This is a genomic window from Streptomyces sp. NPDC051907, assembly GCF_040681075.1.
Taxonomy (GTDB): Bacteria; Actinomycetota; Actinomycetes; order Streptomycetales; family Streptomycetaceae; genus Streptomyces.
Genome location: NZ_JBFAYB010000009.1, coordinates 157,168 through 178,596, shown reverse-complemented (window position 1 = coordinate 178,596; position 21,429 = coordinate 157,168). Strand labels below are relative to the sequence as shown.

Sequence of the window (21,429 nt, the reverse complement as noted above, 5' to 3'; positions counted from 1 at the left end):
GCCCCGCCCCGCCCCCCGCCCCCGTGCGCCCGGCCCCGCCCGTCGACCCGCACCTGTTCGAGCGGCCGGGGCCCGCGCTCCCCGGCTGGACCGGGCTGGTCGCCGGGGCGTGCGCGCTCGGCGGGATCGGCGCGGTGCTGTGGGGCGCCGGCGCGCTGCCGCGCGCGGCGACGGTCCGGCTCGGGCTGACCCCGAACGCGTACAGCGGTCTGGGGATCGGCCTGTGGTGCCTGCTCGCGCTGGGCGTGGGCCTCGCGCTCTTCGCCTTCTGCGGGCTGGGGCGCGGCCGCGTCGGGCAGGCCATGGTGCTGACGCTCTTCGGCGACTACCGGGGGAGCGTGCGGCGTACGGGGCTGCTGTGGGTCAGCCCGCTGGTGCTGCGCCGCCGGGTCGACGTACGCCTGCGGCACTGGCGCAGCGAGCCGATGCCGGCGGTCGACGCGGACGGCACGGCGCTGCGCGTGGTGGTGCTGGTGGTGTGGCGGGTCAAGGACACCGCACGGGCCGCGCTGGGCGTGGCGGACCACGAGGAGTACCTGCGCGAGCAGGTGGAGTCCGCGATGGCGCGGGTCCTGTCGCAGCTGCCGGCGGACGCCTTCCACCAGGACGCCCCGACTCTGCGCGACGCGGAGGCGGTCGGCGACGCGCTGACCCGGATGCTCTCGGCGGAGTGCGCGCCGGTGGGGATCGAGCTGTTCTCGGCGCAGCCGACGGGGATCGAGTACGCGCCGGAGGTGGCGGCAGCGATGCAGCGCCGCCGGATCGCGGCCATCGACGCCCGGCACCGGGACAGCGTGCTCACCTCGGTGGTGGACGCGGTGGACGACACGGTCAACCGGCTGACCGACCGGGGGCTCGTCGAGCTCGACGACTACGAGCGCAAGGCTCTGGTGAAGGACCTCACCGTCGCCTTCTATACCGGGCGTTCGGCGGTCGCGGAAGGTTTGTAATTGGTCTGGACATGACGAACGCCCGTCAATACATTGGAACTTGGTCTAGACCTGAAGAGGCACCACCGCGCGCGTGCGGCACCAGCTCGACAGAACCCCCACGTTCTCCTGGAGCGAAGCATGCGAAAAAAGATAGGCGCGGCCATGGTCGGCCTCGCCGTGACAGGCGCGACCCTGCTCGCCACAGGCAGCGCCAGCAGCCACGGCTACACCGACTCGCCCATCAGCCGCCAGAAGCTCTGCGCCAACGGCACAGTGGCCAACTGCGGCCCGATCCAGTGGGAGCCCCAGAGCGTCGAGGGCCCCAAGGGGTTCCCGGCCGCGGGTCCCGCCGACGGAAGGATCTGTTCGGCGGGGCTCGGCCAGTTCGCGCAGCTCGACGATCCGCGCGGCGGGGCATGGCCCACCACCAAGGTCTCCTCGGGTCAGAACTACACATTCCGCTGGCAGTTCACGGCCCGGCACCGGACGACCGACTTCAGGTACTACATCACCAAGTCCGGCTGGAATCCCAGCCAGCCGCTGACCAGGGCGGCGCTTGAGTCGCAGCCGTTCCTGACCGTCCCGTACGGCGGCAACCAGCCGCCGGCGACCCTGTCCCACTCCGGCAGTCTTCCGCAGCGTTCGGGCCGCCATCTGATCCTGGCGGTGTGGACCGTGCACGACACGGCGAACGCCTTCTACGCCTGCTCGGACGTTCAGTTCTGACAGGCAGTCAGTTACCGTGCGGCTCCATGGACGATCTGCCGACCGTCGCGGAGCTCGTACAGCGCCAATGGCGCGATCACCGGGTGGGGCTGAGCTGCCAGGACCTCGCGCTCAGCCGCCATCAGACCGCCGCGGGCGCCGCCGCGCGAGCCGCGCTCCTCGTGGATCTCATGCCGCGAGGCGCGGAGCCGCACTTCGGGGTGCTGCTCGACAACACCCCGGAGTTTCCCCTGTGGCTGAGCGCGGCGGCCTTGGCCGGGGCCGCCGTCGCGGGCGTGAACACGACGCGGCGGGGGCCCGAGCTGGCCCGCGACATCCTGCACACCGACTGCCGGGTGCTGATCACCGAGCGCGCCCGCCTCCCCCTCCTCGACGGGCTGGACCTGCCGGGGGTGCGGGTCCTGGTGACCGACGACGAGGCGTACGCCGAACTGCTCGCCCCCTACGCCGACGCGGTCCCGGGCGAGTCGACGCTCGGCCCGGTCGGGCCCGGCAGCCGGATGCTGCTCTACTTCACCTCCGGGTCGACGGGCGCGCCGAAGGCGGCGATCTGCACCCAGGGGCGGCTGGCCGCGGCGGGCGCGTCGCTGGCCCGGCACTTCCGGGTGGGCGAGGACGACGTCCACTACATCTGCATGCCGATGTTCCACGGCAACGCGGTGATCGCGAACTGGGCGCCGGCGATGGCGGGCGGGGCGTCGGTCGCGCTGCGCGGGCGGTTCTCGGCGTCCGGCTTCCTCGACGACGTACGCCGGTTCGGCGCGACGTACTTCACCTATGTGGGCCGGGCCGTGCAGTACCTGCTCGCCGTGCCCGAACGCCCCGACGACCGCGCGCACACCCTGCGGACCGGCTTCGGCACGGAGGCGGGCGCGGCGGACGCGGCCCGCTTCGAGGCGCGGTTCGGGGTGCGGCTGATCGAGGGGTACGGATCGTCCGAGGGCGGCGCCGCGATCCAGCGGACCCCCGGCGCCCCGCGCGGCGCGATAGGCCGGGCGGGACCCGCGGACGACCTCGCGGTCGTCGACCCGGACACCGGCCGGGAGTGCCCGCGCGCGGTCTTCTCCGCGTCGGGCCGGCTCGTCAACGGCGACGAGGCGATCGGCGAGCTGGTCAACCGCGGCCGCAGCCTCTTCGAGGGCTACTGGCACCACCCCGAGGCGGACGCGGAGCGGACGCGCGGGGGCTGGTACTGGACGGGCGACCTGTTCTTCCGCGACGCGGAGGGCTTCCTGTACTTCGCGGGCCGTACGGACGACCGGCTGCGGGTCGACAGCGAGAACCTCGCGGCGGCGATGATCGAGAACATCCTCGCGCGCTGGGAGCGGGCGTCGGCGGTCGCGGTCTACGCGGTCCCGGACCCGGTCTCCGGCGACCAGGTGATGGCGGCGCTGTCGCTGCGGGACCCGGCGCGCTTCGACCCGCAGGAGTTCGCCGCCTTCCTCTCGGCCCAGCCGGACCTGGGCACGAAGATGGCGCCACGCTTCGTCCGCGTCCTGCCGGAGCTCCCCCTCACGGCCACGAACAAAATCCACCGTTCCCGCCTCCGCGCGGAGGGCCTCGCCTCCCGCGAGGGGACGTGGTGGCGGCCACCGGGGGAGGGGGACTACCGAGAGCTGACGTAGACGAAATCCAGCCCCGCCGGCGATTGAGGCGAATCCAGCCTCGCCGGCGTTTGAGGCGCGGGGTCCGGGGCAGCGCCCCGCGGGTCGCCCGCGCAGGGCATGTCACCCTCGCTCCAGGGGGCTGCGCCCCCGTACGCCCTACGGGCGTGTCCTCAATCGCCGGACGGGCTGAATTGCTGCCCGCGCAGGGCGTGTCGCCCCCGCTCCGGGGGGCTGCGCCCCCGTACGGCCTTCGGCCGTGTCCTCAAGCGCCGGACGGGCTGAAATCGTCGGGCCGCCCGCACCCCACACCCCGTACTGCCCCGTCCTACCGTTTGCCCATGCCCCTCGCCCGCTCCCTTCCCCCTCCTCCTCCCTCTCCTGCCCGGTCCCTCCTCTATCTCGCCAGCAGCGTGCTCACCGGGATACCCGCCCTCATCGCCCTCGTGCTCCTCGTCGGGCTCTCCGTCGTGCTCGTCGGGCTTCCGGTGCTCGTTCTCGGTGGGATCGGGTTCGCCGTCGTCGAGCGGCGACGGCTGGGGATCATGGACGACGAGCCCGTGCCCAGCCCTCACCGCACCCCCGGCGAGCCCGGCATCGGCGCCTGGCTGCGGCTGCGGCTCAGCGAGCAGGCGACCTGGCGGGAGCTCGCGTACGGACTGCTGCAGGCCCTCGTCCTGTGGCCGCTCGACCTGATCGCCCTCGCCGTCGCGCTCGGGACGCCCCTCGGGATGGCCGCCGCGCCCGTGCAGCTGGCGGTGGACGGCGAGGAGGCGCGGGTGGTGAAGACGGTCCTGGTCACGACGTACCCGCAGGCGTTCGCGGCCGCGGCGGCGGGGCTCGTGCTGCTCGCCGTGCTGCTCCGTCCGCTCGCCGCGCTCGCCCGCGTCCGCGCCCGGCTGACCCGGCTGCTCCTCGCGCCGCGCGAGGGCGAGCTGCGGGACCGGCTCACCGAGGTGACCCGCTCCCGCGCCCGCCTGGTCGCCGCGTTCGAGGCCGAACGCCGCCGTATCGAGCGCGATCTGCACGACGGCGCCCAGCAGCGCCTGGTCGCGCTGACCATGACGCTGGGACTGGCGCGCCTCGACGCCCCCAAGGGCCCGCTCGCCGACAAGCTGGCGTCCGCGCACGACGAGGCCGGCCGCGTCCTGACCGAGCTGCGCGAGCTGATCCACGGCATTCATCCGCAGGTCCTCGCCGACTACGGCCTCGGCGCCGCGCTCGCCGACGCCGCCGACCGCTCGGCGGTGCCCGTCGAGGCGGACGACATCGCGCTGCCCCGGCTGGACCTGCCCGTCGAGACCGCCGCGTACTTCGCCGTCTGCGAGGCCCTCGCGAACATCGCCAAGCACAGCGGCGCGCGGACCGCGAAGATCACCGCGGGCCATGCGCAGGGCAGGCTCGCCGTCGCCGTCCACGACGACGGCCGCGGCGGCGCCGACCCGGCCCGGGGGACCGGCCTGACGGGGCTCGCCGACCGTATCGCCGTCCTCGATGGCACACTGTCGATCACCAGCCCGACCGGCGGGCCGACCGTGCTCCGAGTGGAGATCCCGTGCCAGGAACGCTCCGGGTAGTCCTCGCCGAGGACAGCGTGCTGCTGCGCGAGGGGCTGACCGGCCTGCTGACCCGCTTCGGCCACGAGACCGTCGCGGCCGTCGGCGACGCGGACGCGCTGTCCGAGGCGGTCCTCGCCCATGAGCCGGACATCGTGGTCACCGACGTCCGGATGCCCCCGGGCTTCCAGGACGAGGGCCTGCGCGCCGCGATCGCCCTGCGCGCGCGGCGGCCGTCGCTGCCGGTGCTGGTCCTCAGCCAGTACGTCCAGCGCTCGTACGCCTCCGAGCTGCTGGACACCGGCGACGGCACGGGCGTCGGCTATCTCCTCAAGGACCGGGTCGGTCAGATCGAGGAGTTCGTGGACGCGCTGACCCGGGTCGCCGCGGGCGGCACGGTCGTCGACCCCGAGGTCGTACGGCAGCTGCTGCGCCGCCGCCGTGACCCGCTGGCCGCGCTGACTCCGCGCGAGCGCGAGGTACTCGGCCTGGTCGCGGAGGGCCGGTCGAACGCGGCGATAGCCCGCGCGCTGGTGGTCACGGAGGCGGCCGTCGGCAAGCACATCGGCAACATCCTGGCCAAGCTGGATCTGCCGCCGGCGGAGGAGACCCACCGCAGGGTGCTCGCCGTGCTCGCCTATCTTCGGGCGTAGCCGCGACGGCGAGGCCGCCGGGCGGCGAGCACAGCGGCGGAGGGGCGGGGCACACGGACGGGAGCACGGGAGCACGGGGCACAACGCGAAACGCATCTGGGGCTCCTCGGAAGACCGAGGAGCCCCAGATGATCAGCTGTGCGCCGCCAGGGACTCGAACCCCGGACCCGCTGATTAAGAGTCAGCTGCTCTAACCAACTGAGCTAGCGGCGCTTAACTTGGCCACCCGCCGCCTTGCGGCTGATGACGAAGTAAATAGTACCTGGTCCGGAGGGGTGCTCCTGACCAGGTCCGCTCGCCCTGTCCTAGATAGGTCCTAGATCGGTCCTCGTCCGTCCTAGATGGCCAGTGACAGCACCACCGGCGCCGCCCTGCGGTTCAGCGTGTCCGCCGCCGAGCGCAGCCGGTGCGCGTGCTCGATCGGCAGCGACAGTGCGAGACAGCCCACCGACGCGCCCGCCGTCAGCGGGACCGCTGCGCAGACCGTGCCCACCGCGTACTCCTGGAGATCCAGGACGGGGACCGTCGGCGGCTGGCTGTCCAGCTTCGAGAAGAGCAGCTGCTCGCTGGTGATCGTCCTGGAGGTCAGCCGGGCGATCTTGTGGCGCGAGAGGTGGTCGCGGCGGCCGTTCTGGTCCAGCTGGGTCAGCAGGCATTTGCCGACCGCGCTGGCGTGGGCCGCCGAGCGGAAGTCCACCCACTCGTTCACCGCCGGTGTGCGCGGGCCGGCGGCGAACTGTGTGATCTTCACTTCGCCGTCGATATAGCGGCTGATGTAGACCGCCGCGCCGACGGAGTCGCGCAGTTCGGTGAGCGTCTCCTGGAGCTTCGCCTCCAACGCCTGCTGCCGGGTGGCCCCGGAGCCGAGCAGGATCAGCGAGTCGCCGATCACATAGGCGCCGTCCGCGACCTGCTCGACGTAGCCCTCGCGGCGCAGCATGGCCAGCATCGGAGCCAGATGGCCGGTCGGCAGACCCGTCTCGCGGGCTATCTGGACGTCGGTGACCCCGCCACCGTGCTTTGAGACCGTCTCCAGGACGCGCAAGACGTATTGCACCGAGTGGAACGGCGCGGTCGGCTCAGGCTTCAGCGCCACGGTTTCCCCCTAGCAGGTTGTGACCGCAAGACTCTGTATCACGATAGCGGCCAAGAGCCGTTTCAGGGGCGGCCGTTGGCGAGATAAGTAGCACACTTCCCCGCGATAAGCTGCGGCTCATCTCCCTGGCATATGCCAGAGTCAGGGTCGGGCATTCTTCCGCGGACTGATCGGGCAGATCACGCCGCTGAAGGAGGCTCTCAGAGCACCGCGCTGAGGAATTCTCGCGTCCGCTCATGCTCGGGCGCACTGAACATCTGGTCCGGGTGCCCGTATTCGATGACGCGGCCTTCGTCGAACATCATCACGCAGTCGGAGACGTCCCGGGCGAAGTTCATCTCGTGCGTCACGCACACCATGGTGACGTCCGTGGTGCGCGCGATGTCCCGCAGCAGATCGAGCACTCCGGCCACCAGCTCCGGGTCGAGAGCCGAGGTCACCTCGTCGAGCAACAGCACCTTCGGCCGCATGGCCAGCGCGCGGGCGATGGCCACGCGCTGCTGCTGCCCGCCCGAGAGCTGGCTGGGGTACGCGTCGCAGCGGTCGCCGAGCCCGACGAGCTCCAGCAGCTCCCGCGCCCGCGCGTCCGCCTCGTCCTGGGACAGGCCCAGCACATGGACGGGCGCCTCGGTGATGTTCCGCAGCACCTTCATATTGGGGAAGAGGTTGAACTGCTGGAACACCATTCCGATGTTCTTGCGCACCTCGCGGACGTGCTTCTCGCCGGCCGGGACCAGCTTGCCGTCCTTCTCCTCGTGGCTGAGGTACGCGCCGTCGACCTTGATCGTGCCCTCGTCCGGCTTCAGCAGCGTCATCAGCAGCCGCAGGATCGTGGTCTTGCCGGACCCGGAGGGACCGATCAGCGTCACGTGCTTTCCGGGGAAGACCTTGAAGTCCAGGGAGTCCAGGACGGTGTTGTCGCCGAACCGCTTGGTGACGTGGTCGAAACGGATCAGCTCGTCGTTCGAAGAGGCGGTGTCAGCGGACAAGACGACGCTCCAGTGCTCGCATGAGAAGGGATGCCGGATAGGACAGGACGATGAAGGCGATGCCGACGACCGTGAACGCCTCGACCGTCAGGAAGGTCTCGGACGAGAACTGCCGGGCCTGGCCGAGCATCTCCATCACGCCGATCACGAAGATCATCGGCGTGTCCTTCAGCATCGCGATGACGTAGTTGCCCAGGGCGGGCGCGACCCGGCGGATCGCCTGCGGCAGGATCACCGCGCCCCAGGTGCGGGTGCGCGGCAGGCTGAGCGCGGTGGCCGCCTCCCACTGCCCCTTGGGGACGCCGTCGATGCCGGCGCGGTAGACCTCCGCCGTGTACGTCGAGTAGTGCAGGCCGAGGCCGAGGACGCCGGTGACCATCGCGGAGAGCGTCACCCCCCACTCGGGCAGCACGTAGTACAGGAAGAACAGCTGCACCAGCAGCGGGGTGTTGCGGACGAACTCGGTGAACACGGCCACCGGCCAGCGCACGGCGGCCAGCGGCGAGCGCTGCGCCAGCGCCCAGACGAGCCCGAGCGCGAAGGCGAGCAGCGCGCCCAGGGCCAGTGCCTGGAGCGTGACCAGGAGGCCGTCCAGGAACCTCGGCAGGAAGTCCTCTACTGCGGACCAGTCCCACTTCATCAGCGCTCACCTCCCGCGGCGGCCGAGACCTCGCTCCGCCGGCGCAGGCCGGGCCTGCGGGCGGGGGCGGCCGACTTCGCGGGCTGCTGCCCGATACCGGCCTTCGCCTGGCGCTCCAGGGCGCGCATGCCGCGGGTCAGAGCGAAGGCGATCACGAAGTACATCACCAGGATGACCGTGTAGACGGGAGCGCTCTGGCCCGTCGCGTTGCGGACCAGCGAGGCGCCGAAGGCGATGTCGGAGACGCCCATGATCGAGACCAGGGCGGTGCCCTTGAGCAGCTCGATCAGCAGGTTGTTGAAGGGCGGGATCATCTCCGGCCAGGCCTGCGGCAGGATGATCTTCCGCAGCTGCTGGGCGGGGGTGAAGCTGAGGGCGATCCCGGCCTCGCGCTGCGCGGGCGGGACGGCGTTGATCGCGCCGCGTACGACCTCGGAGCCGTACGCCCCGTACGTCAGGCCCAGCGAGAGCACCGCGGCCCACATCGGCACCAGCTGCCAGCCGAAGCCCAGCGGCAGCACGAAGAAGATCCAGAACATCAGGATCAGCGCGGAGGTGCCGCGGAAGATCTCGAAGTAGACGCCGGCGACGAATCGCACGGACTTCAGGCGGTGGGCGCGGGCGAGGCCGATGACGAAGGCGACGACCACGCCGAAAGCGGCGCTCATAACGGTCAGTTGGACCGTTATCCAGACGCCTTTCAGCAGGAGCTCCCACAAACCCGGGCTTATCTCGCTCATGGCTTGCACTTCTCCTTGGCGGTGATGGTCGTCATCTGGTCCTTCGTGAATCCGAAGGGCCGCATGATCTCCAGGAGCTCGCCGCTCTTCTTCAATTTGTGGAGCTCGCGGTTGAACGCGTCGCGGAGGTTCGTCTCCGGGCTGCGGAACGCGAATCCGCCGACGTCGACAACCGGCTTTCCCTTGACGTACGGAGTGACTTCCGCGGTCGCCTCGACCTTGTCGCTCTCGGTCTCGCGCACGACGTTGCGGACCGTGACGGCGGTGCCGACGAACACGTCCACACGGCCCTGTTCCACGGCGAGCAGACCCGCCAGCTGGTCGGGCAGGGTCGTGATGCTCTCGACCCCGGCCTCCTTGGCGTAGTCGATCTCCGCATAGCCGACGCCGGTCGCCATCCGGGCGCCGGTCCGCGCGATGTCCTTATAGCTGCGCAGATTCTTCGGATTGCCCTTCGGCACGATGAAGGCGTCGAGCATCTGGTACTCGGGATCGGCGAAGATCACCTGCTCGCAGCGGGGCGGGTTGATGTACATACCGGCCGCCACCACGTCGAACTGCAGCGAGTTCAGACCGGTGATCAGCGAGCCGAACTCAGTCGGAAACGGCTGGACGTCCGCCACGCCCAGCTCCTTGAAGATCCGCTTGGCGATGGCCGGCGCGGAGCCGGTCATCTCGCCGTCCTTGCCGATATAGCTGTAGGGCTGCTCGCCCGCCAGCCCCAGCCGCACGGACTTCTTCGCGCGCAGCTGCTCCAGCAGCCGCCCTCCGTCTCCGGAGTCGGCGGTGGCCACCCGGCTGCACGCGCTCGTCGCGCCCACGGCGCCGACGGCGCCCAGCGCCGCCGCGCCGGCGAGCAGCGAGCGCCGCCGGATTCCGGATGCTGATCTGTGTCTGGTGTTCCCCTGTCGTGGAGCCATGGGTGCGCGCGTACCCGGAACGCATCCGGGTATGCCCATGATTTCCAGCGCCGGAAGGAGACGCCGAGAGCGCGATGAGAGAGAGCGTCGAGAAACCGCGTCGAAAGATGTGAGAAAACAAGGAGAAAGCGAGGAGAATTCATGACCGACCGATTCGTCGAAGTCTCGCTCGACAAGCGCCAGGTGCGCTGCACGGCGAAACTCCTGGCCGACAAAGCGCCGTTGACCTGCGCCGCGGTGTGGGACGCGCTGCCGCTCACGGGGGACGTCTACCACGCGAAGTACGCCCGCAACGAGATCTACGCCCTGCTTCCGGCCTTCGCGGAGCAGGAGCCGCCGCTGGAGAACCCCACGGTGACTCCCATTCCGGGAGACCTCTGCTACTTCACCTTCTCCGATGCGCAGTTGGGCGCCGACTCGTACGGCTATGGGCAGCAGGCGGCCCACGCCGGCCGCCCTACCGTCGTCGACCTCGCCCTGTTCTACGAGCGCAACAACCTGCTGCTCAACGGCGACACCGGCTGGGTGCCGGGCATCGTGTGGGGCGCGGTGGTCGAAGGACTCGACGAGATGGCCGAGGCGTGCCAGGACCTGTGGCGGGCCGGCGCGCTGGGGGAGACGCTCAGCTTCCGGCGCGCGTGACGCCGAGCCCCCTCAGCCCTGCCCAGTCCTGCCCCGCCCCGGCTCGCGCGGTCAGCCCCCGAGCCGGGGCCGGGGCAGCCGGGCCGCCCCCGACTCGTACAGCGCGTGCGCCGCCCGCAGCACCAGCGCGTCCGCGTGGCGCGCCCCGATCAGCTGGACGCCCACCGGCAGCCCGCTCTCGTCCACCCCGCAGGGCACGGTGGCGGCCGGCTGCTGCGTCATGTTGAACGGGTACGTGAACGGCGTCCAGCCCGTCCAGCGGCGGTGCCCGGAGCGGGCCGGCGTCTCGACTCCCGCCTCGAACGCGGTGATCGGCAGCGTCGGGGTGACCAGCAGGTCGTACGAGACATGGAACCGCCCCATCCGCCGCCCGAGCTCCATCCGGGCGTCCACGGCCGCCAGATAGTCCAGCGCGCTGCGCCGGGCGCCGATCGCGCAGATCTCCCGCAGCCCCGGGTCGAGCTGCTCCCGCTGCTCTGGGCCGAGGTGCTGCACCAGCCGGGCCGCCCCGCTGAACCACAGGGTGTGGAAGGCCTCCACCGGGTCGGCGATGTCGGGGTCGGACTCCTCGATGTACGCCCCGAGGTCCGCCAGCGACCCCACCGCCCGCCGTACCGCCGCCGCGACGCCCGGCCGCACCGCCACCTGGCCGCCGAAGGACGGCGAGTAGGCGATCCGCAGCCCCTTCACGCCCTCCGCGAGGCTCTGGCGCACGCCCGTCGCCGGGCCCAGATGCGACCAGTCCCGCCAGTCCTCGCCGCTGACGACGTCGAGCAGCAGCGCTGCGTCGGCCGCGTCCCGCGTCATCGGGCCGGCGTGGGCGAGCGTCCCGAACGGGCTCGACGGATACATGGGCACCCGCCCGTACGTCGGCTTCAGCGCGAAGATCCCGCAGAAGGAGGCGGGGATGCGGACCGAGCCGCCGCCGTCCGTGCCGATCGACAGCGGACCCGCGCCCAGCGCCACGGCGGCCGCGCTGCCCCCGCTCGACCCGCCCGAGGTCCGCGCGGGGTCGTACGGATTGCGCGTCACGCCGTGGCGCGGCGAGTCGGTGACGCCCTTCCAGCCGAACTCCGGGGTCGTCGTCTTGCCCAGGAAGACCGCGCCGTGCGCGCGCATCCGGGCCACCGACGGGGCGTCCTCGTGCCAGCTCCCCTGCGTGCGCACCGTCTTGGAGCCGCGCAGCGTCGGCCCGCCGCGCTGGAGCAGCACGTCCTTCACGGTGACCGGGACTCCGTCGAGCCGGCCCTGCGGCTCCTTCCTGCGCCACCGTTCGGCGGACGCCTCCGCCTGGGCCAGCGCCTCGTCGGCGTCGACCCGGGTGAAGGCGTTGACCAGCGGCTGCACCGCTTCGATCCGTTCCAGCGCCGCGCGGGTCGCGTCGACGGGGGTGAAGTCGCCCTTGTCGTAGCCGGCCAGCAGTTGACGTGCGGTGAGGTCAGTCAGCGGATCAGTCATGCATGGGGACGTACCCACGTTCCTTGTCCACCACGTTCAAAAGTGGCTTTCCGGCCAGCCACCGTTCGTACAGCTCCACGAACTGCTCGCCCAGCCGGTCCCGCCAGCCCACCGTGTCCCCGCTCATATGCGGCGACACGATCAGGCCCGGCACGTCCCACAGCTCGCTCCCCGGCGCGAGGGGCTCGTCGCTGAAGACGTCCAGGGCCGCGCCCGCGATCCACCGCTTGCTCAGCGCGGCGACCAGGTCCTCCTCGACGACCAGCGGACCCCGGCCCACGTTGACGAAGCGGGCCGACGGCTGCATCAGCCCGAACCGCCGCGCGTCGAACATCCCGCGCGTCGCGTCGGTCAGCGGCGCCGCGCAGACGACCCAGTCGGCGCGCGCGAGCAGCGGGTCGAGGTCCTCCGCGCCGTGGACCCCGGGGCGGGCGGTGCGGCCGACGACGGCCGTGGTGACGCCGAGGGCCGTGAGCGTGCCGGCGACGGCCCGCCCGATGGGCCCCGCGCCGACGACGGTCGCCCGGCTTCCGGCCAGCCGCATCCCCTCGCGGTGCCGCCAGCGCCGCTGCCGCTGGAGCTCCAGCGTCCCGGGCAGGTCCTTGGCCATGGCGAGCACCAGCCCGGCGACGTACTCGGCGATCGGCTCCTCGAAGACGCCTCGGGCGTTGGTCAGCACCGTGTCGGAGGCGACGAGCTCGGGGCAGAGCAGCCGGTCGACGCCGGCGCTCGGGGTGTGCACCCAGCGCGGTCTCGGGCCCTCGCCGGGCCATGCCTCGCGGACCGCGTCGGAGGTGAAGTCCCACACCAACAGCACGTCGGCGTAAGGGAGTCGGTCGGCCAGGGACCGCTCGTCCACGGTGACGACCTGGGCCCGCCCGGTCAGGCGGCCCAGACGCGGCGGCGGGTCCGCGGCCAGTACGAGAAGGGTGGGTACGGACATCAGGCTCAAGCCGTTTCGTCGGGGGAGCGTCCCGTGCCGGCAGGGCAGCGGGAAAGTCTGGCTTGTACGGATTGACCCACGCTGGCGCCCGAACCTACCGTCGTCAACAACACGTCAATGGGGGCTGCGATGGACGTCTCCTTTCTCGGCGGGCCACAGCCGCAGCACGGCGTCGGCGTGGTCGCCCCGTTCGACTTCGCCCTGGACCGGGAGCTGTGGCGCTGGGTCCCCGACGATGTCTCGCTGCGCCTGACGCGTACCCCGTATGTGCCCGTCGAAGTCTCCCTCGATCTGGCGCGCCTGGTCAGCGAGCACGAGACGCTGCGCGACGCGGTGCGGGCGCTGGGCGCGTCCGAGCCCGAGGTGGTCGCCTACGCCTGTACGTCGGGCAGTTTCGTGGGCGGCCTCGCCGGGGAGCAGGCCATGTGCGAGGCGATGACCGCGGCGGGGGACGTCCCCTCGCTGACCACGTCCGGGGCGCTGCTCGCGGCGCTCGAAGAGCTGGGCGCCTCGCGTATCGCCCTGGTCACGCCCTATACGGAGTCGGTGACCCAGTCGCTGGAGGAGTATCTGGCGGAAGCCGGGGCAACCGTGACCGGACGCGCCTTCCTCGGGCTGACGCGGCACATCTGGAAGGTGCCGTACCGCTCGGTGGTGGACATGGCGCGCCAGGCGGTGGTGGGCGCGGCGGACGCGCTCTTCATCAGCTGTACGAATCTGCCGACGTACGACGCGATCCCGCAGCTGGAGGCGGAACTGCGCATGCCGGTGCTCTCGGCGAACCAGGTGACGATGTGGGCGGCGCTGCGCGCGATCGGCGTGCACGCCGTCGGCCCGTACCAGGGGCTGCTGCTCCAGCCGTCGCAGGCGCCCGACGCGCCCCCGGCGCCGACGCCCCCGCCGGCCGCGCAGGCGCCGGGGGCCCATCCGCAGGCTCAGCCCGACGAACAGCAGGAAGGCTGGACATGACCACGGTCGGACTTCTCTACCCCGGACACTCCGCCGAGGACGACTACCGCCGCTTCGAGGTGCTCCTCGACACCGACATCAGACTGCCCGTCCTGCACACCGACATCGGCGAGGACGCCCACCGCGTGGACGCCCTCCTGCGGATGGGCTCGGCGGAGCGCCTCCAGGCGCGGGTGGCCGAGCTGCGGCTCGAAGGGGCGGAGTCGGTGGTCTGGGCGTGCACCAGCGGGTCCTTCGTGTACGGCTGGGAGGGCGCCCACGAGCAGATCCGCTCGCTCGCCCTGGCGGCGGGGCTTCCGGCGTCGAGCACGTCCTTCGCCTTCGTGCACGCCCTGCGGCGCCTCGGCCTCCAGCGCGTCGCGGTCGCCGCGACCTATCCGCAGGACGTGACCGCGCTGTTCTCGGCCTTCCTCAAGGCGTCCGGGGCGGAGGTGGTCGCCGACCGGGCCAGCGGGATCGTCACGGCGGCGGAGGTCGGGACCTGGGGCCGCGATGAGGTGCTGGAGCTGGCGCGGGCGGGCGATCATCCGGAGGCGGAGGCCGTGCTGCTGCCGGACACGGCGCTGCACACCGCCGCGTATCTGAGCGAGCTGGAGCACGCGCTGGGCAAGCCGGTCCTCACGGCGAACCAGGTGACGGTGTGGGAGGGCCTGCGGCTGGCGGAGCGGCGGGCGTGGGGGCCGGGTCTGGGGACGCTGTTCGCCCGTCCCGACCGGCCGTAGCGGCCCGCCGGGAATAAAACGGAGACACCCTCCTGTTCTCCTGTGCCGTACGTGATGTCAGGCGCAGGAGGTTGAACGGTGGACGACGCGAACCACGCGGACGCGAGCGGCGAGGCGACTCGAGGCGCGGCGGTCGGCGCCGCGATGGGAGGCGCGGTGGTCGGCGCCGCGACTCCAGGCACGGCCGTCGGCGACGCGATTCGAGGTACCGCGGTCGGCGCCGCGCCCGTGCCCCTGTCCGTGCTGGACCTGGTCACCGTCGGCGTCGGCCGCACCGCCGCGGACGCCCTGCGCACCAGCGTGGACATCGCCCGCCTCGCCGAGCGCCGCGGCTTCCACCGCCACTGGGTCGCCGAGCACCACTCCATGCCGGGCGTCGCCTCCTCCTCCCCGGCCGTGATCCTGGCCCACCTCGCCGCCCACACCGAGCGCATCCGGCTCGGCTCGGGCGGCGTGATGCTGCCCAACCACGCGCCGCTGGTGATCGCCGAGCAGTTCGGCACGCTGGAGGCGCTCGCCCCCGGCCGCGTCGACCTCGGGCTCGGCCGCGCGCCCGGCACGGACGGCGCGACCGCCGCCGCGCTCCGGCGCGCCGAGCACCTCGCCGAGGGCGCGGACGACTTCCCGCAGCAGCTCGCCGAGCTGACCCGGTTCCTGGACGACGACTTCCCCGACGGGCACCCCTACGCCCGTATCCACGCCGTGCCCGGCCCGGTCCAGGGCCCCTCGGCCCGCCCGCCGATCTGGCTGCTCGGCTCCTCCGGCTTCAGCGCCCGGCTGGCGGGCGTGCTGGGGCTGCCGTTCGCCTTCGCCCACCACTTCTCGGCGCAGAACACGATCCCCGCGCTCGACCTCTACCGCGAGTCCTTCCGGCCCTCGCAGGTGCTCGACGCGCCGTACGCCCTGATCGGCGTCTCCGCGCTGGCCGCCGACGAGGAGCGGGAGGCCCGCCGCCAGGTGCTGACCGGCGCGCTGTCCATGGTCCGGCTGCGCACCGGCCGCCCCGGGCTGATACCGACGCCCGAGGAGGCGGAGGCGTACGAGTTCAGCGCCATGGAGCGCGAGTTCGCTGACGGCTGGCTGCGGAACGTCGTGCACGGCACGCCGGACGCGGTGCGCACGGGTCTCGACGACCTCCAGAAGCGGACCGGAGCGGACGAGCTGATGCTCACCGCCAACGCCCATGGAGGCGACGCGCGGCTGCGCAGCTATGAGTTGATCGCCGACGCGTACGGTCTGCCGGGTATCGGCCACGACGGAGTGGTCCAATCCTGAACTGCCTGCGGACCAGGGCTTAGCGGGGGCTTAAACCGGACTTAAACCGCTCGTCACCGATGGTGGCGAGCGGTTTCGTGTGTCGGCGCACGTCTCTGACAGGCGATTTCTCCACCAAATTGGTCTAGTCCTCGTTTGGTTCAGACCATTGACGCGGTGTTTGCGCGACGGCTATCAATTCAGCAACTCCCGTACCGCGCACCCCTTCGGAGGCCGCCCGTGCACCCCCGTAGATCCTTGATCGCCGCGCTCACGAGCGTCGCGCTCGCCGCCGGCGCCCTGGCCGCGACCGTCGGCCTCGGCTCGGCCCAGGCGGCCGACGTCGCCGCGCCCTCGTCCGGAGGGGTGAAGATCGCCTACTACGACCAGTGGAGCGTGTACGGCAACGCCTTCTACCCCAAGCACCTGGACACGAGGGGCATCGCGGGCAAGCTCGACGTCGTCAACTACTCCTTCGGCAACATCCACCCCACCGAGCTGACCTGCTTCGAGGCCAACAAGGCGGCGGGCGACGACGGCAACCCCAACGCGGGCGACGGCGCGGGCGACTCGTACGCCGACTATCAGCGCAGCTTCTCCGCGGCCGACAGCGTGGACGGCGTCGCCGACACCTGGAACCAGCCGATCGTGGGCGTCTTCAACCAGTTCAAGGAGCTGAAGGCGAAGTACCCCAAGCTGAAGATCAACATCTCGCTGGGCGGCTGGACGTACTCCAAGTACTTCCACGACGCGGCGAAGACGGACGCGAGCCGCAAGAAGCTCGTGGCGTCCTGCGTCAAGCAGTACATCGCCGGCGACCTGCCGGTCGACGGCGGCTTCGGCGGACCGGGCACGGCGGCCGGGATCTTCGACGGCATCGACATCGACTGGGAGTACCCGGGCTCGCCCGACGGCCACCTCGGCAACCACTACGGCCCCGAGGACAAGCAGAACTTCACCCTGCTCCTGGCGGAGTTCCGCAAGCAGCTCGACGCGTACGGCGCGGCGCACGGCGGCAAGAAGTACCTGCTGACGGCGGCGCTCCCGGCCGGCCAGGACAAGATCAAGCACATCGAGACGGACAAGATCGGCGCGTACCTCGACTACGCGAACATCATGACGTACGACATGCACGGCGCCTGGGACGCGGACGGACCGACCTACCACCAGTCGCCGCTGTACTCGCCCGCCTCCGACCCGACGGACCCGATCGCGCCCGGCACGCAGAAGTACTCGATCGACAACGCGATCGACTCCTGGATCGACGGGAACGCGGCGTACGGCATCGCGGGCGGCTTCCCCGCGAACAAGCTGACGCTGGGGTACGAGTTCTACTACCGCGGCTGGAAGGGCGTCCCCGCGGGCGCGAAGAACGGCCTGGCGCAGTCCGCGACGGGCGCCTCGGCCGCACGGCCGGTGAGCCAGCAGGCGGGCATCGCGCACTACAAGGAGCTCGGCGGGACCGTCGACAACGCGGCGACGACGTACTGGGACGACGAGGCGAAGGCCGCGTACTTCTACAAGGACGGCGAGTTCTTCACGGGCCTGGACAAGCGCGCGATCCAGGCGCGGGCGGACTACGGCCACCAGCGGGGTCTGGCGGGGGCGATGATGTACTCGCTGCTCGGACTGGACGCGAACACCACGCTGTTCGACGACATCGTGACCGCGGTGGGCTCGTCCCCGACGACCCCGGACCCGGACCCCACGCCGACCCCGACTCCGACCCCTACGCCGACCGACCCGCCCACCGGCTGCACGGCCCCGGCGTGGAACGCGACGACGGAGTACACCGGCAACAGCGCCCCGGTCTCCCACAAGGGCCGCACCTGGAAGCCCAAGTGGTGGACCAAGGGCGAGGAGCCGGGCAGCACGGGCGAGTGGGGAGTCTGGCAGGACCTCGGCGCCTGCTGACCTGACCTGACCCGGCCGCCGGCGGGACTCCTCTGGAGCCCGCCGGCGACCGACGTCCCGGCAGACCGCTCAAGCGACTCAAGCGGTTCTCGAAGACGGGTCGGTAGCGTTCTGGGCGGCTCGGCGTGGGGCCGGGCCGGCCTACGGGAGGGAATGCCGTGCGCGACCGGAAGAAACTGCTCTCGCTGGCACTCACGCCCGCACTGCTCGGCGGCCTGGCGCTGACCGGCCAGCTCGCCGGAGCGTCCGCGGCGAGCGCCGAGCCGCACTCCTGCCAGGTGAGCAAGCCGGACAGCAACACGGGCGGCGCGATCTGCCGGGGTGGCACGGGTCAGGCCAGGGTCCTGGTGACCTGCCGCGACGGCGTCACCGGCAACAGGTACAAGGTGTACGGCCCGTGGAAGGGCATCGGCCAATGGTCGTACAAGGCCTGCGGCAGCGCGCACCGAGTCGTCGTGGAACTGGTCGACTACCGGACCCGCTGAGCCAAGAGCCCCGCGGACCGGGGAAGTCCAGCCCGTCCGGCGTTGCTTGACCCCGACCCGTACGCCGCTTGGGGTTCCGCCGCCTGAGGCGACGAAGCGTCTGTCACGAGCGGGAGAACACGGCCACGTCGTAGCGTTCGAGTACTGGCCGGGGATTGTCCGACGCCTCGCTCCAGGCCGCGGCCTCCAGGCGGGCAAGGCCCTGGTGGAACTCCTCGTCGGTGAGATGGGTGAACTTCGACTGAGGCCGGCCGACCAGCTTGGCGTGGTACTCCGCCAGGCTCGCCGCGACCGGCTGGGCGAAGGAGGTGACCTCGTCCAGGGCGAGCCCGGCAGAGACGAAGTCGGCGACCGCTTCCTCTTCGCCCGGGAAACGCCGCTCGTCGATCGTCCGGAGCCGCGGCCAGTAGTCGTACACCAGCGCGTCCAGCCGTTCGCGGAACGTGGTGCGAACGATCACTCTCCCGCCGACGCGCAACACGCGGACCAGTTCCCGGGCCGCTCGCGCGCGGTCGGGGATGTGGTGGATCACGCGGGACAGCATGGCCAGGTCGAAGACGCCCACAGCAGCGGGCACCGCATCCGCCTCCCCCGACAGATACCGCACCGCGGGATGCGGATGATGCCGTCGAGCCTCGGCGAGCATCGCCTCGGACGCGTCGACGCCCGTCACCTCGCTTCCCGCGATCCCGCGAGCCATCGCGGCCGAGAAGACGCCCGTTCCCGACCCGATCTCGACGATGGAGGGCGACGACCGCCGCACGTAGGAAGCGATCAACTCGACCCAGGCCCGCAGCGAGGCCTCGGGCATCTCGTTGCCACGCTCGTAGGCGCCGGCCAGTCGCTCATCGTCGTAGACACGGTTCATGGAACCGATCCTCACCCAGAGATCACACCCAGACAAGAACGCCCTCGACGTGGAGTGTGGGCGCCCTCGGCCCGTCCAGCGCTTGCGGATCGGGGAAACTCAGCCCGCCCGGCGCTTGCGGATCGGGCAAGTTCAGCCCGCCCAGGGTTCGAGGACCGGGGAAATTCAGCCCGTCCGGCGATTGAGGACCGGGGTCCGGGGCAGCGCCCCGCGGGCAGCCCGCGCACACCCCCCGCTCCCCTCACACGGCCAACGCTCCCACCCCGATCAGCTCCCCGATCCGCTCCGGCGTCACCGCCCGCGAATAGAGCCACCCCTGCCCGGTATCGCAGCCGATCCGCCGCAGCCGGGACGCCTGGCCCGCCGTCTCCACGCACTCCGCCGTGACCGTCAGCCCCAGGCGGTGCGCCAGCTGCACCATCGCCTCCACGATCGTCTCGTCCGCCGGGTTCGGATGCGCCTCGTCCTGGAAGCCGCGGACGAACGACCCGTCCAGCTTCAGCGCCGACACCGGAAGCCGGCTCAGATAGGCGAGGTTCGAGTACCCCGTCCCGAAGTCGTCGATGGCGATCTGCACGCCCATGTCGCTGAGCGCCTGAAGCGCCTGCAGAGGTCGGCCCGCCGAGCCCATCACCGCCGACTCGGTGAGCTCCAACTGCAGCAGACGCGGCGCGAGTTCCGTCTCCGCCAGGATCTCCGCGACGTCCGCGACCAGGTCGGAGTCCCAGACCTGGCGTACGGCGACGTTCACGCTCACGAACAGCGGCTGCGCGTCCGGGTGGTCCTGCTGCCACTGGCGGGCCTGGCGGCACGCCGTACGCAGCACCCACCGCCCCAGCTGCACGATCGACCCGTCCTCCTCCGCGATGGCGATGAACCGATTCGGCGCGAGCGTGCCGAACTGCGGGTGGTTCCAGCGCACCAGCGCCTCCACGCCCCGCGTCACCCCGTCCGCCATCCCCACCAGCGGCTGGTACTCCAGCGCGAACTCTCCGCGCTCGACGGCCGGTCGCAGCGTCGAGGCCAGTGCCTGACGCGTCATCCGGTGCGCGTTGCGCTCCGGGTCGAAGAGCGTCCAGCGGGCCTTGCCGTCCGCCTTCGCCCAGTACAGCGTGGTGTCCGCCGCCTGCATCAGCCCCGTCGCGCTCGTCCCCGTCACCGAGCGCTCCACGACCCCGATCGACGCCGAGACCGACAGCCGCTGCCCGGCCAGGTCGAACGGCTGCTGGAGCGCCACCAGCACGGAACGGGCGAGGTCCGCCAGCTGTTCCGTGCCGGTCGAGTCCTCGACGAGGATCGCGAACTCGTCGCCGCCGAGCCGGGCCACCAGATGCCCGCCGTTGCGCAGATACCCGTCGCTGTCCGCGCACTCGGTGAGCCGGGACGCGACGGCCGCGAGGAGCCGGTCGCCGACCCGGTGGCCGAGCGTGTCGTTGACCGCCTTGAAGCCGTCGAGGTCCAGGTAGCACAGGCCGATCCGGCCGGTGGAGCCGTGGTCGTACGGCGAGGACTCCAGCGCCGCCGAGAGCCGCTCGAAGAACAGGGTGCGGTTGGGCAGCCGGGTCACCGGGTCGTGCATCTGAAGGTGCCTAAGCCGCGCGTGCAGCTCGCGCCGGTCGCTGATGTCCCCGACTGACAGCAGCACATGGCGGCTGTCGGGCACCGGCGAGACGGTGACCTCGGCCCACAGCGAGCGCCCGTCGGCGTGTTTGAGCCGTCGCGTGCAGCGGAAGCGGGAGCGCCGGCCGCGCAGGACCTCGCGGTACGCGTGCCAGGTGCGGCCGTCCGAGGCGAGGTCGACGAGCTCGGCAGCGGACCTCTCCAGCAGCGCGACGGCGTCCATGCCCAGCAGCGCGCCCATGGCGTCGTTCGCCGTGACGACGTGCCCCTCGTGGTCGACGACGGCCATCGCGAGGTGCGCGGCGTTGAACGCGGCCCGGTAGTCGCGCAGTTCGGCTGCGCTCCGGCCGACATGGTGACGCTCAGTGACCGATGCTCGTGCGCTGCCGGTCATGGTGACTCCCACGGGCCCTGGTCCTTCGGAGGTTCGGCTCACCGCTCACTCCCGCAGTGCAGTTGTCTCGTACAGGTCCGTACACATGTGGTCGGGGACAGCCGGCCAGGCAGTCGGCGAGGTTTTCGGGGAAAAACTCCTTGAAAGATCGGAAAAGTCGCCGGGAAAGTGTGCCGATCATAGAGGCAGGCCCCTAGGCCGTTCCAGCTATGCCCCCTTCGAGCGGCCCGTACCGGCCCCACGCCCGATCGTTTCTGCACGGGTCTGAACTGGGCGCGCTTGCCTCCTGACCGAATGTGACTTT

Annotated in this window: 20 protein-coding genes and 1 tRNA gene; 11 read left to right on the top strand and 10 right to left on the bottom strand. The window is 71.5% G+C overall.

Going from position 1 to position 21,429, the window contains the following annotated elements:
- From AB0M39_RS09120 to AB0M39_RS09100, 5 genes are all read left to right on the top strand, one after another.
- Positions 1-950 (top strand): SPFH domain-containing protein (locus tag AB0M39_RS09120; RefSeq protein ID WP_365361802.1); only part of this gene is annotated, 950 nt, incomplete at its 5' end.
- A 120-nt stretch (positions 951-1,070) separates the two neighbouring features.
- Positions 1,071-1,658, top strand: a complete 588-nt coding sequence (locus AB0M39_RS09115; protein WP_365361800.1) for a lytic polysaccharide monooxygenase — start codon at positions 1,071-1,073, stop codon at positions 1,656-1,658.
- A 26-nt stretch (positions 1,659-1,684) separates the two neighbouring features.
- Positions 1,685-3,283: an AMP-binding protein gene (locus AB0M39_RS09110; RefSeq protein WP_365361798.1), complete on the top strand. Its 1,599-nt coding sequence runs from the start codon at positions 1,685-1,687 to the stop codon at positions 3,281-3,283.
- Positions 3,284-3,603: 320 nt separating this feature from the next.
- Complete coding sequence (locus AB0M39_RS09105) at positions 3,604-4,839, top strand: sensor domain-containing protein (protein WP_365361796.1); 1,236 nt, start codon at positions 3,604-3,606, stop codon at positions 4,837-4,839.
- Positions 4,818-5,471: a response regulator transcription factor gene (locus AB0M39_RS09100; RefSeq protein WP_365361794.1), complete on the top strand. Its 654-nt coding sequence runs from the start codon at positions 4,818-4,820 to the stop codon at positions 5,469-5,471. The genes AB0M39_RS09105 and AB0M39_RS09100 overlap by 22 nt, the downstream gene beginning before the upstream one ends.
- Before the next feature lie 139 nt (positions 5,472-5,610).
- On the opposite strand, the gene AB0M39_RS09095 is transcribed toward AB0M39_RS09100, so the two are convergent.
- The 6 genes from AB0M39_RS09095 to ehuB all read right to left on the bottom strand — a co-directional run bounded on the left by AB0M39_RS09095 (position 5,611) and on the right by ehuB (position 9,856).
- Positions 5,611-5,684, bottom strand: a tRNA-Lys gene (locus tag AB0M39_RS09095).
- A 124-nt stretch (positions 5,685-5,808) separates the two neighbouring features.
- Complete coding sequence (locus tag AB0M39_RS09090) at positions 5,809-6,567, bottom strand: IclR family transcriptional regulator C-terminal domain-containing protein (protein WP_365361792.1); 759 nt, start codon at positions 6,565-6,567, stop codon at positions 5,809-5,811.
- Between the two features lie 200 nt (positions 6,568-6,767).
- Positions 6,768-7,556: an ectoine/hydroxyectoine ABC transporter ATP-binding protein EhuA gene (gene ehuA, locus AB0M39_RS09085; RefSeq protein WP_365361790.1), complete on the bottom strand. Its 789-nt coding sequence runs from the start codon at positions 7,554-7,556 to the stop codon at positions 6,768-6,770.
- Positions 7,546-8,196, bottom strand: coding sequence for an ectoine/hydroxyectoine ABC transporter permease subunit EhuD (ehuD, locus tag AB0M39_RS09080; RefSeq protein WP_365361788.1), 651 nt, complete (start codon positions 8,194-8,196; stop codon positions 7,546-7,548). The genes ehuA and ehuD overlap by 11 nt, the downstream gene beginning before the upstream one ends.
- Positions 8,196-8,936, bottom strand: a complete 741-nt coding sequence (gene ehuC / locus AB0M39_RS09075; RefSeq protein ID WP_365361786.1) for an ectoine/hydroxyectoine ABC transporter permease subunit EhuC — start codon at positions 8,934-8,936, stop codon at positions 8,196-8,198. The genes ehuD and ehuC overlap by 1 nt, the downstream gene beginning before the upstream one ends.
- On the bottom strand, positions 8,933-9,856 hold the full coding sequence (ehuB, locus tag AB0M39_RS09070) for an ectoine/hydroxyectoine ABC transporter substrate-binding protein EhuB (RefSeq protein WP_365361784.1): 924 nt from the start codon (positions 9,854-9,856) through the stop codon (positions 8,933-8,935). Before ehuB ends, ehuC begins: the two co-directional genes overlap by 4 nt.
- Positions 9,857-9,997: 141 nt before the next feature.
- Between ehuB and AB0M39_RS09065 the strand changes: the two genes are divergently transcribed.
- Complete coding sequence (locus AB0M39_RS09065; protein WP_365361782.1) at positions 9,998-10,498, top strand: DUF3830 family protein; 501 nt, start codon at positions 9,998-10,000, stop codon at positions 10,496-10,498.
- 51 nt (positions 10,499-10,549) lie between these two features.
- Here AB0M39_RS09065 and AB0M39_RS09060 read toward each other — a convergent pair whose 3' ends face one another.
- Together AB0M39_RS09060 and AB0M39_RS09055 are read right to left on the bottom strand one after the other, a co-directional pair.
- On the bottom strand, positions 10,550-11,956 hold the full coding sequence (locus AB0M39_RS09060) for an amidase (RefSeq protein ID WP_365361780.1): 1,407 nt from the start codon (positions 11,954-11,956) through the stop codon (positions 10,550-10,552).
- Positions 11,949-12,899, bottom strand: coding sequence for a D-2-hydroxyacid dehydrogenase (locus tag AB0M39_RS09055; protein ID WP_365361778.1), 951 nt, complete (start codon positions 12,897-12,899; stop codon positions 11,949-11,951). The genes AB0M39_RS09060 and AB0M39_RS09055 overlap by 8 nt, the downstream gene beginning before the upstream one ends.
- 129 nt (positions 12,900-13,028) lie before the next feature.
- Here AB0M39_RS09055 and AB0M39_RS09050 point away from each other — a divergent pair, with 129 nt between their 5' ends.
- From AB0M39_RS09050 to AB0M39_RS09030, 5 genes are all read left to right on the top strand, one after another.
- Positions 13,029-13,868 carry a decarboxylase gene (locus AB0M39_RS09050; protein ID WP_365361776.1) on the top strand — a complete coding sequence of 280 codons (840 nt, stop codon included), beginning with the start codon at positions 13,029-13,031 and terminating at the stop codon, positions 13,866-13,868.
- Positions 13,865-14,590 (top strand): decarboxylase, encoded by a 726-nt coding sequence (locus AB0M39_RS09045; protein WP_365361774.1) that lies wholly within the window; start codon positions 13,865-13,867, stop codon positions 14,588-14,590. The genes AB0M39_RS09050 and AB0M39_RS09045 overlap by 4 nt, the downstream gene beginning before the upstream one ends.
- 144 nt (positions 14,591-14,734) lie before the next feature.
- Positions 14,735-15,865, top strand: coding sequence for an LLM class flavin-dependent oxidoreductase (locus tag AB0M39_RS09040; RefSeq protein WP_365361819.1), 1,131 nt, complete (start codon positions 14,735-14,737; stop codon positions 15,863-15,865).
- Positions 15,866-16,084: 219 nt separating this feature from the next.
- On the top strand, positions 16,085-17,758 hold the full coding sequence (locus AB0M39_RS09035; RefSeq protein WP_365361772.1) for a glycosyl hydrolase family 18 protein: 1,674 nt from the start codon (positions 16,085-16,087) through the stop codon (positions 17,756-17,758).
- A 158-nt stretch (positions 17,759-17,916) separates the two neighbouring features.
- A complete protein-coding gene (locus tag AB0M39_RS09030; RefSeq protein ID WP_365361770.1) occupies positions 17,917-18,243 on the top strand; it encodes a hypothetical protein in 327 nt (108 codons plus the stop codon).
- A gap of 103 nt (positions 18,244-18,346) precedes the next feature.
- Here AB0M39_RS09030 and AB0M39_RS09025 read toward each other — a convergent pair whose 3' ends face one another.
- Together AB0M39_RS09025 and AB0M39_RS09020 are read right to left on the bottom strand one after the other, a co-directional pair.
- Positions 18,347-19,111: a class I SAM-dependent methyltransferase gene (locus AB0M39_RS09025; protein ID WP_365361768.1), complete on the bottom strand. Its 765-nt coding sequence runs from the start codon at positions 19,109-19,111 to the stop codon at positions 18,347-18,349.
- Between the two features lie 241 nt (positions 19,112-19,352).
- Positions 19,353-21,125 (bottom strand): EAL domain-containing protein, encoded by a 1,773-nt coding sequence (locus AB0M39_RS09020; RefSeq protein WP_365361766.1) that lies wholly within the window; start codon positions 21,123-21,125, stop codon positions 19,353-19,355.
- Between the last annotated feature and the right edge of the window lie 304 nt (positions 21,126-21,429).